This is a genomic window from candidate division WOR-3 bacterium, from assembly GCA_016867815.1.
In the GTDB taxonomy this organism is placed as follows: Bacteria; Hydrothermota; Tepidihabitantia; order Tepidihabitantales; family Tepidihabitantaceae; genus UBA2258.
The window spans coordinates 1-7,974 of sequence record VGIR01000115.1; the positions used below are offsets into that span (position 1 = coordinate 1).

Consider the following 7,974-nt stretch of genomic DNA (forward strand, 5'->3'; position numbering starts at 1 on the left):
TTTCATCACCCGCACACGCAGCACATCCAAAGCCGCCGGCGATAGACGCCGAGTATCGTCTTCTCTCATTACTCACAGTATACACCAAACCGACTCCCATGTCAAACATTTTATGCTCTGATTAGTATGATAGTTGAGTCGGGTAGCTCCATCGCCGTGCCGCAGAAGATGCCCTCGTTGCCTTTGCCCTTCGCCTCCGCCTCGACGCCAGCCTGGCGCGCGGGCGCGACCACGGCACGGTTTTCCGGTTTGATGCCCAGGTCGTTCATCAGTAGTTCCACCTTCTGGACCGTTTCCCGGTCCACGAAACCCATGGCGTGTTCGCAACGGTAGCGGAAGTACCGACGGATGATCTCCTGGCAGGCCGCCTCCTGGGTGACGGCGTCATCGGTGATGCCGAATCCGGCTCGGTTCACACCCATCTCCGTCGGTGACTGGTAGCGCGGACTGCCGGTGATCCTGGTGAGAATACGGCGCAGGACCGGGAAGACTTCGACGTCGCGGTTGTAGTTCACCGCGACCGAACCGGACGCCTCGAGGTGGAAGGGATCCACAACGTTGAAGTCCCGGATATCTGCCGTCGCGGCCTCGTAAGCCACGTTCACCGGGTGTTTGAGCGGGAGGTTCCATATCGGGAAGGTCTCGAACTTCGCGTATCCCGACTTGACCCCGCGTTGGTGGTCGTGGTACATCTGTGACAGGCACGTCGCCAGTTTGCCGCTGCCGGGGCCGGGTCCTGTTACCACCACCAGAGGTTTCTCGGTCACCACATACTCGTTGGCGCCGTACCCTTCCGGGCTGACTACGATGTCGACCTCGGTGGGGTACCCTCTGGTGAAGCGGTGCGTGTAGACCCGGACGCCACGGTGTTCGAGCTTGTTCTTGAACGCGGCCGCCGCCGGTTGGTTGTCGAACCGGGTGATGACCACCGCCCTGACGAGCAGGCCCTGTTCTTTCAAGTCATCAATCAGCTTCAGAGCATCGGCGTCGTAGGTGATACCGAAGTCGGCCCGGATCTTGCGGCGCTCGATGTCCCCGGCGTGGATGCAGAGGATGATGTCAGCATCGTCCCGCAGTTCGCGCAGCAGTTCCATCTTCACGTTGGGGTGGAAGCCGGGCAGGACCCGGGACGCATGGTAGTCATAGACCAGCTTGCCCCCGAGTTCGAGGTAGAGTTTGGTGCCGAACTCCGCGACCCGTTCGTGGATAGCCGCTGTCTGTTCGGCGAGGTACTTCTGGTTGTCGAAGCCGATCCGATTCGGGGTGGTGGCGGGGATTTCGAGCATGGGAGTCTAGTAAACCGCAGATCGCGACTGATGTCAAACCCGGCGGCCGGCCTTCCCGCAGCTTGACACTCATTCCTTAGCTGCTAAACTTCGCCCCAGTATGAAGTCACTGAATCTCATTTTGATCGGGCCGCCCGGCAGCGGCAAAGGTACGCAGGCCGAACTGCTTAGGGAGAAGAACAGCTTCGTGCACTATTCGACCGGAGAGGTGTTCCGCGACCATATCCGGCGCAAGACGCCGGTCGGCCTGCAGGTCGAGAGGTACGTGACTTCCGGGGGCCTGGTTCCGGACTCGGTCGTGCTGGAAGTGGTGAACAGCTTCCTGGCCGAGAACGCAGGCAAAGCGATTCTGTTTGACGGGTTCCCGAGAACGATTCCGCAGGCAGAGGGTCTGGACAAGGTGCTGGCAGAGAACCAGCTGGCTGTGGACATGGCGGTGCTGGTGGACCTTGCTGACGACGAGGTCGTCAAGCGTCTGACCGCGCGGCGCCAGTGCCGAAGTTGTTCGAAGATCTATAACTTGACATTCAAGCCGCCGAAGAAGGGTGGGGTCTGCGACGACTGCGACGGCGAGATCTACCAGCGCAAGGATGATTCCGAGAACGTGATCCGCGACCGGCTCAATACGTACCACAAGCAGACCGAGCCGGTAATCGGCTACTACTCCACTCAGGGCAAGCTTAAGCGGATTGACGGCGCGCTGGGGCGGGACCGGGTGTACGAAGAGGTGACGCGCCTGATTGGCGCGGCTTGACGCCGGACGCATGACGCATGACGCCAGATTCGGCGTGGAGCGTGAAGCGTCGGGCACGAGACGTCCTTGCCTGTCCATCTGAAATCGACTCGCGAGGTCGAGGGGATTCGAGCGGCGGGGCGAGTCGTCGCCGGGGCGCTGGAAGCGGTCGGCAAGGCAGTCAGTCCCGGCAAGACCCTGCGTGAGCTCGAACAGGTCTGCGATGGGTACATCCGTTCGCAGGGAGGCTATCCGACCTTCCTCGGCTACCGTGGCTTTCCCGCGGCGGTCTGCATTGGAGTGAACGAGGAAGTCGTGCACGGGATTCCCGGTCACCGGAGGTTGATCGAAGGTGACATCGTCAAGGTGGATGTCGGCGTGACCAAGGAGGGCCTGATTGCCGACGGGGCGAGGACGTTTCCGGTGGGGAAGGTGAAGCCGGAGATAGTAGCTTTGGTCGCCGCAACCGAACGTTCGTTCTGGCTGGGCGCGGCCCAGGCCCGGGCAGGAAATCGCGTGTCGGACATCGGTCACGCGGTGCAGTCTTACGTCGAGGCACAAGGCTATTCGGTCGTGCGCGACCTGTGTGGCCACGGTGTCGGCACGAATCTGCACGAGGACCCGTCGGTGCCGAACTTCGGCAAGCCGGGTCTGGGGATGAAGCTTGTCGCCGGGATGACGCTGGCGATCGAGCCGATGGTGAATATGGGCAGGTACGATGTGGAAACGCTTGCCAACGGATGGACCGTGGTTGCGGCGGACCACAAACCATCGGCGCACTACGAGCATACGGTGCTCGTTACTGCCGGCGAGCCGGAGATACTGACACGGGGAACTGGCGAGTGACTGTCTTCGTGTGTAGAATACGTAGTACAATGAGGCAGCAGCGGATATTGGAGACGAATGAGTAAGAAAGACCTGATACAGCTTGAGGGGACGATACTGGAGTCGTTGCCCAGCGCGACCTTCAAGGTCGAACTGGACAATAAGCACCAGGTTATCGCCCATATCTCAGGCCGGATGCGGTTGCATTGGATTCGGATCCTGCCCGGTGACAGGGTGACGGTGGAGTTCTCGCCGTACGACCTGACCCGGGGCCGAATCATCTACCGGTTCAAATAGGGCCTTCACTATCCGGCGGCCGCGAAGTACTGAAAAGGAGCGAATGTGAAAGTTCGTACGTCGATCAAGAAGCGTTGTGCCCACTGCGTGGTCGTGAAGCGCAAGGGCGTCGTTCACGTCATCTGCAAGCGCGAGCCGAAGCACAAGCAGCGGCAAGGGTAGTGAGAAGAGACCGAGTGATCAAGTGGTCCAGTGCCGGGAGCGGCCCGGTTCGGCCACTGGAGCACTTGACCACTGGACCACTGGAGCACTTCCGCCTTGGCTAAGTACATCTTTGTCACCGGCGGCGTAGTATCGTCGCTGGGCAAGGGGATTGCCACTTCGTCTATCGGGCTGCTTCTCAGGTCGCGTGGCCTGAATGTCGTTCCACTGAAGTTCGACCCCTATATCAACGTGGACCCGGGAACGATGAGTCCGTTCCAGCACGGCGAGGTGTTCGTGACCGACGACGGGGCGGAAACCGACCTCGACCTCGGCCACTACGAACGGTTCATCGACCTGAGCCTGTCACAGGACAACAACGTCACTGCCGGCCAGGTGTATTCGGCGGTGATCGAGCGGGAACGGAGGGGTGCGTACCTTGGGCGGACTATCCAGGTTGTGCCGCACATCACCGGTGAGATAAAGGACCGTATCCGAAGGCTGGCGAAGGGCCGCGACGTCGTGATAACCGAGATCGGCGGCACGGTCGGCGACATTGAGGGCCAGCCCTTCCTTGAGGCCGCCCGCCAGTTCGCGCTGGAGGAGGGCCGGCACAACGTCATCTACATCCATCTGACTCTGGTGCCGTACATCAAGACAGCAGGTGAGTACAAGACCAAGCCAACCCAGCACTCGGTTCGTGAGTTGCTGGACATGGGAATTCAGCCGGACATCGTCATGTGCCGGGCAGAGACAGCCCTGCCCCAGGATTCGCGCGACAAGATTGCCCTGTTCTGCAACGTGAAGCCGGAGGCGGTTGTCGAGGCGGTGGATGTCGACAATATCTACAAGATCCCGCTCGTCTTCCACCGGCAGAACCTGGATGGATACATTTGCCGGCTGCTCGGTCTGAAGACCCACAAACCCGACCTCGCAGCCTGGCAGCGCCTCGTCGAGCGCGAGACCCTCACCACCGAGGTACTTGAGGTCGGACTGTGCGGCAAGTACGTGGGGCTGCACGACGCCTACAAGTCGGTGGTCGAAGCAGTGCACCACGCAGCTTCCGCTGTGGGCGTGAGCGCGAAGATACGCTGGATTGAGTCGGAAGAGATTACTCCGGAGACGGTCGAGGAACGTCTCGCAGGCCTGGCCGGGATAGTCGTGCCCGGCGGGTTCGGCGTGCGCGGGATCGAGGGTAAGCTCTGTGCCGTGAAGTACTGCCGCGAGCGCAAGCTGCCCTTCCTCGGGCTGTGCGTGGGACTTCAGTCGGCCGTGATAGAGGCCTCCCGGAGTCAGTGCGGGCTGGATGGTGCCAATTCGACCGAGTTCAACCCGCGGACTACCTACCCGGTTATCTACATGATGCCGCGTCAGCGCGGAGTTCGGCGCAAGGGTGGTACGATGCGGCTTGGGGCATGGCCGTGCCGAATCAAGAGAGGCAGCGTTGCCTGGCGGTGCTATGGACGGCCGCAGGTATCGGAGCGGCATCGGCATCGCTACGAGCTCAATCTCAAGTACCTGCCTGTGCTCGAAGAGAAGGGGCTGCTGGCCACCGGCAAGTCGCCGGACGGGAAGCTGGTGGAGATCGTCGAGCGAAAGGACCACCCGTTCTTCCTGGCTACGCAGTTCCACCCGGAGTTCAAGTCAAGGCCGCTCAGGCCTCATCCACTATTCCACGAGTTCATCAAAGCCGGCCATGAGTTTGCCCGCCGTCGCTCTCGCGCTGGTTCGGGCACTGCCCAGTAGCCCGGCAGCGCTACTCTCCCGCACAATTGTCCTGCTCTATCTGGCGCTCCGGCCCGACCATCGCCAGGAGATCAGGCGTAACCTGCGCATTATCACAGGGAAAGACAACCGGTGGTTCTGGATCCGAAACGGGTGGAGGCTGGGGCTAAACCTTTCCGTCATGGCCAAGGTTGGCACGCGAACAGGGGATGCACTAGTTGACAGAGCGAAGGTCTACGGTGAGAATCTACTGTGCCAGACAGTGGAACGAGAATTGCATACTACCATGGCCTCCTATCACTTCGGACTGTGGGAGTATCTGCCTCAGGTGTTCGGCCGCAATGGTCGTCGAGTCGCTCTGGCGGTCGGAGAGCAGAGGGACACGGCTCTAGACAGACAACTATCTCGCCTGCGTCGCGCCGGCGGCGTGACCATGGCCAGAGGCTTGCGGCAGGCGATCAAGGCCCGTGAACGATCCTCGATAACCGGGTTCATGCTGGACAACACAAGGCAGGGCCTCCAAGTTTGGACAGAGTGGGACGGCATCAGGGTGAGGATGCCGGGCATCGGATTCAGGCTGGCCGCGCGTAGAGGCGGTCAGTTGGTTCCGGCATTCGCCAGACTGCAGAACGGCAGGGTACGGGTGGATGTCTACCCTCCGGGCAACGAGCAGGCGGCGGCGCGCGCCTTGTGCGAAGAGGTGCGGGAGCACCCGGAGGAGTGGGTGTGGTGGGGTAAGGCGGGGGCGATCGCGCAGTGAATTCGGAACTCAGAATCCAGGATCCCGAATGCAGAATGCGGGCCGGACGACGGATCGCAAACTGCATCATCGGCGTTCTGTCCTCCGCGTTTCTCGCCTGCAGTGACAAGCCGGTCTGCGGGCCGAATCCGGTGCTGCCGAACCAGGAAGTGGACGCCTTCACTCTGCACGAGAGCTCCAGCGGCAAGCGGTTGTACACACTCGAGGCGCAGAGAGCATACGTCTACGACCCCGCGCAGCGGGTGGATGTTACCGGTCTGCGGGTGCTGTTCTATGACGAGGTCGGCGGAGTCAACTCCACGCTGGTGGCGGATGAAGGGTCGATACACTCGAAGAACGAAGACCTGGTTGCCCGAGGCCAGGTAGTCGTCAGGACGTCGGATAGCACAGTGCTCAGGACCGATTCCCTCGCCTGGAGCAACCAGCGCCGGTTGGTAAGAACCGACGCCGACCTGGTGATCGAGACACCAAGAGGCAGGATAGAGGGCAAGGGATTGACGGCCGATGCCGGGCTGACCAAGATCGACATCTTGAGTCCGGTCCAAGGCACGTCGGACTACGATTTCGAAACGGGGAAGTAGAGAGTGAGACATCCGAAAACGACCGCGCTTCTGGCGGCGGGGCTGGCGTTGTGTGTAGGGGTCTGCGTCGCTTCCCGGCTCAGTGCGAAGCACATGTCCATCGAGCGCACCCCCGAAGGCGACGCAACCGTGTTCCGCGACAGCGTGGTAGTCACGGATGGAGATACCCGGATCAACGCGAACCTGGCACGGATGTACGAGGGCAAGGGTATCGCGCTCATCAGCGGTGCGGTCACCATCACCAATCCTGACGCCCAGATATGGGCCGATTCTGCCCGGTACAATCTTTCCGACAAGACCGCCGAGCTGTTCGGCAACGTTCGCGTTCGCCAGGAGTCTCTCGACATCCGGGCCCCCAAGCTGCTCTACCGTTCCACGCAGAAGTCGGTGCTGGCCGATTCCGGTCTCGAGCTGGAGAACGTCGATCGCAGCTTCCGGCTGACAGGCAGAAGAGGTACATATGACCTGAAAGACGACGTCGGGGTAGTTGATTCAAGCCCGGTCCTGACCTGGCGGCGGGACAGGGACTCGGCCCAGGTCACCAGCCGGCAGATGTTCTGGTACGAGAAGGGAGCTCGGGCCTTTGCCCATGGCGATGTCCGCTTGAAGTCGGGCTCGACCGAACTGGAGTGTGATACGATCGACTTCTTCTCCGGGCCGGATTCGGGCCAGGCACTGGGCAATCCACGGGTGCGCGACAGCGTGAGCCGTGCCAGCGGTGATACGATGACCTTCCGGGTCAGGAACGGGGCGCTGGAACGGGTGACCATCCGCAGCCGGGCAACCGGTGAGTATCGGACCGAGGGCGGTGATTCAATCGTGGTAGCGGGCGGGACCATCGACCTCCGAGTTGCGGGCGGCGCAATTGACCAGGTTGAGGTCACCGCGTTGAGTTCCGGGCAGTTGATACGTACGGGCAAAGGCAAGAGTGAAGACCGCCTACAGGACCAGGAGTTACCGTGAAGCTTGAGACCCGGGACTTGGTGAAGTGCTACGGGGAGCACAGGGTCGTCGACGGCGTGAGCCTCGATCTGAATCGCGGCGAGATTGTCGGTTTGCTGGGGCCGAATGGCGCGGGCAAAACGACGACTTTCCACATGATAACCGGCTTCATCAGGCCGGAGCGGGGTACGATCACACTGGACGGGCACGATATCACGCGGATGCCGGTCTACAAGCGCGCCCGGCTCGGTCTCGGTTACTTGTCGCAGGAACCTTCGATCTTCCGCAAGCTGTCGGTGGAGGACAACGTGAAGGCGATCCTGGAAATGCTGGGCGTGCCGAAGGCAGAGAGGGTGAGCCGGGTCGAGGAGTTGCTGGCGAAGTTCAACGTCGGGCAGCTGAAGAAGCAGCGCGGCGGCACCCTCTCCGGCGGCGAGCGGCGGCGGGTAGAGCTGGCTCGGGCGCTTGCTTCCTGTCCCTCATTCCTCCTGCTGGACGAGCCGTTCACCGGCATCGACCCGATTGTGCGGGCCGAGATACAGGATATCGTCCGTAAGCTCCGCGACGACGGGCTGGGAATCCTGATTACCGACCACAACGTGCGCGAGACACTGGAGATTACCGACCGGGCCTACATCATGTACGATGCCCGTGTCCTTCTCTCCGGCACTTCGGATGACCTGG

10 protein-coding genes are annotated in these 7,974 nt (G+C 61.5%); 9 read left to right on the top strand and 1 reads right to left on the bottom strand.

Going from position 1 to position 7,974, the window contains the following annotated elements; translation table 11 throughout:
• Window positions 1-110: 110 nt before the first annotated feature.
• Window positions 111-1,286: a DUF1846 family protein gene (locus FJY68_12575; protein MBM3332659.1), complete on the bottom strand. Its 1,176-nt coding sequence runs from the start codon at window positions 1,284-1,286 to the stop codon at window positions 111-113.
• A gap of 100 nt (window positions 1,287-1,386) precedes the next feature.
• Between FJY68_12575 and FJY68_12580 the strand changes: the two genes are divergently transcribed.
• The 9 genes from FJY68_12580 to lptB form a co-directional block, all read left to right on the top strand.
• On the top strand, window positions 1,387-2,040 hold the full coding sequence (locus FJY68_12580; protein ID MBM3332660.1) for an adenylate kinase: 654 nt from the start codon (window positions 1,387-1,389) through the stop codon (window positions 2,038-2,040).
• Between the two features lie 66 nt (window positions 2,041-2,106).
• Window positions 2,107-2,865, top strand: a complete 759-nt coding sequence (gene map, locus FJY68_12585) for a type I methionyl aminopeptidase (protein ID MBM3332661.1) — start codon at window positions 2,107-2,109, stop codon at window positions 2,863-2,865.
• Between the two features lie 57 nt (window positions 2,866-2,922).
• A complete protein-coding gene (gene infA / locus FJY68_12590) occupies window positions 2,923-3,141 on the top strand; it encodes a translation initiation factor IF-1 (protein ID MBM3332662.1) in 219 nt (72 codons plus the stop codon).
• 45 nt (window positions 3,142-3,186) lie between these two features.
• Window positions 3,187-3,303, top strand: a complete 117-nt coding sequence (gene rpmJ, locus FJY68_12595; GenBank protein ID MBM3332663.1) for a 50S ribosomal protein L36 — start codon at window positions 3,187-3,189, stop codon at window positions 3,301-3,303.
• A gap of 96 nt (window positions 3,304-3,399) precedes the next feature.
• Window positions 3,400-5,028: a CTP synthase gene (locus tag FJY68_12600; GenBank protein MBM3332664.1), complete on the top strand. Its 1,629-nt coding sequence runs from the start codon at window positions 3,400-3,402 to the stop codon at window positions 5,026-5,028.
• Window positions 4,979-5,767 (top strand): lysophospholipid acyltransferase family protein, encoded by a 789-nt coding sequence (locus FJY68_12605; protein ID MBM3332665.1) that lies wholly within the window; start codon window positions 4,979-4,981, stop codon window positions 5,765-5,767. Before FJY68_12600 ends, FJY68_12605 begins: the two co-directional genes overlap by 50 nt.
• Window positions 5,768-5,802: 35 nt before the next feature.
• On the top strand, window positions 5,803-6,348 hold the full coding sequence (gene lptC, locus FJY68_12610) for an LPS export ABC transporter periplasmic protein LptC (GenBank protein ID MBM3332666.1): 546 nt from the start codon (window positions 5,803-5,805) through the stop codon (window positions 6,346-6,348).
• A gap of 3 nt (window positions 6,349-6,351) precedes the next feature.
• A complete protein-coding gene (locus FJY68_12615; GenBank protein MBM3332667.1) occupies window positions 6,352-7,311 on the top strand; it encodes a hypothetical protein in 960 nt (319 codons plus the stop codon).
• The coding region (gene lptB, locus FJY68_12620; protein ID MBM3332668.1) for an LPS export ABC transporter ATP-binding protein at window positions 7,308-7,974 on the top strand (667 nt) is incomplete at its 3' end. The genes FJY68_12615 and lptB, both read left to right, overlap by 4 nt.